Raw genomic sequence first — 1,880 nt, forward strand, 5'->3', positions numbered from 1 at the left:
ATATAGATGATATGATTTTTAGAGATTATTATAATACAAATCATCAAATAAATTTAAAAGAAAAATTAAATAGTATTAAATTTAAAAATTCTATTAACATTATTGATGAAATTGTAGTTAATAACAGATTGGATCAAATTTATGAAAAAATAAATTTAGTCTGTGATGGTGATATTATAAAAAATAATAGTAATCCATTGGGTTCTGATTTTGCTTATAAAAAAATAAATACAGATAAATATATAGATTTGAAGAATTTGTCTACAGGTTTAAAAACGTTTGTTATCTTAAAAATGCTTCTTTTAAATGGTATTTTAGTAAATAATGGAACTATTATTCTTGATGAACCTGAGATACATTTACATCCAGAATGGCAATTATTATTTGCTGAAATTATAGTGTTAATTCATAAAGAATTTAATATGCATATACTTTTAAATACACATAGTCCATATTTTTTAAGAGCTATTCAAGTTTATTCTTCAAAACATAATGTTGCAGATAAGTGTAAATATTATTTATCGGAAAATAAAGGTGATATTGCTAATATTTTCGATGTTACAGATGATATAGAGAAAATATATGAAAAATTGTCACGTCCGTTGCAGAGAATGGAAGATGAGAGGTGGCAAGATGAACACAAATGATATTAAAAATATTAAGGTTTTTAAAAATAATATATCCACACTAAAAGAAACATCTTTTGATAAAGATAATAATACTTATATGACAGAGTATGATATACCTGTTATAGATTTTGATGGGGTAAAAGATGATTATATTGAAAATCTTAAATTAACAGAAATTCCAAAATCTAATGATGCCTTATTAAAATTAGCAGAAGATAAATTTGTATTTATAGAATTTAAAAATGGTAGTGTAAAGCCTTTTAATGTAAGAAGAAAAATATATGATAGTACGCTTATTTTTACAGATATATTAAATATAGGTATTAGTTATATGCGTAAAAATGTTGAATATATACTTGTATATAATGAAAGTAAAAATAAAGATTCTATTCAAGAAGATAAAAGAAAAAATATAACTACACCAACTTCTTTTAATACAATAGCAAAGACAATAACTTCTTATTCTGGTGATAACTATGTTGCTTTTGGATTGAAGGATTTTGAAAATTATTGTTTTAAAAAAGTATATACTTTAACAGAAAAAGAATTTGAAGAATATTTAAAATCTATTGGATTATAATGTAATTTTTATAAATTAAGTTTTCAGGCGAAGTGTTAATATAAATACTTCGCTGTTTTATTGATGAAAAAAGAAAGATTTGTAATAGATTAAAATATATATTAAAGTTTTTTTGTTTAAATTAATTATTTTAAGAAAAAAGAAAATATAAAACAATAGAAACTCTTGTAAATAGTTTTTTAGCATATAATAAGGAATAAAAATGATCAAGTTGAAATCAGCTTTGAAGAAGTAGAGATTATAAAATTTATATTCGTTGAATTTATGGAAAAAGTAGTAGTTGTAATAATATAGAAAAGACTGAAGGAAAAGGAATATAAGACTATACAAGGTAAAGGAGTATAGCCTTTGTAATAAGAATTTTAAGTAATGAAAAATACATAGATAATACCTTATCCACAAAATACATGCATATATAGTAGATTTCCTTACAAAAGAAAGTAGAACTAATAATATCAAAGTTAACCAATACTACACTGAAAATAGTCATAAAGGAATTATATCAAGAGAATTCCTTTATAGAGTAAGGAGTTTATGGATAGTGCTAATATCTATATGTCAGAATATGATAATACTCTTGTAAGAAGACTAATAAGGAATGTGATTGCTATAACTGATAGTAAAATTGAGATATGCTTTCAGAATAAGGATGTGGTTGAGGAATACTTATA

General features: G+C 22.7%; 2 protein-coding genes. Both read left to right on the forward strand.

Features of this window, described 5'->3' with window-relative positions:
* Positions 1-647: AAA family ATPase (locus B5E58_RS13140; protein ID WP_158097777.1), on the forward strand; the 647-nt coding region annotated here is incomplete at its 5' end.
* Positions 634-1,209: a hypothetical protein gene (locus B5E58_RS13145; RefSeq protein WP_088110087.1), complete on the forward strand. Its 576-nt coding sequence runs from the start codon at positions 634-636 to the stop codon at positions 1,207-1,209. The genes B5E58_RS13140 and B5E58_RS13145, both read left to right, overlap by 14 nt.
* The last annotated feature ends 671 nt before the right edge of the window (positions 1,210-1,880 follow it).

It is taken from the genome of Tyzzerella sp. An114 (assembly GCF_002161055.1).
GTDB classification, from domain to species: Bacteria; Bacillota; Clostridia; order Lachnospirales; family Anaerotignaceae; genus Fimicola; species Fimicola cottocaccae.

Bases quoted from the DNA above. Each gene is read 5' to 3' on its own strand.
- B5E58_RS13145 (WP_088110087.1), top strand. From the start codon at position 634: ATGAACACAAATGATATTAAAAATATTAAGGTTTTTAAAAATAATATA.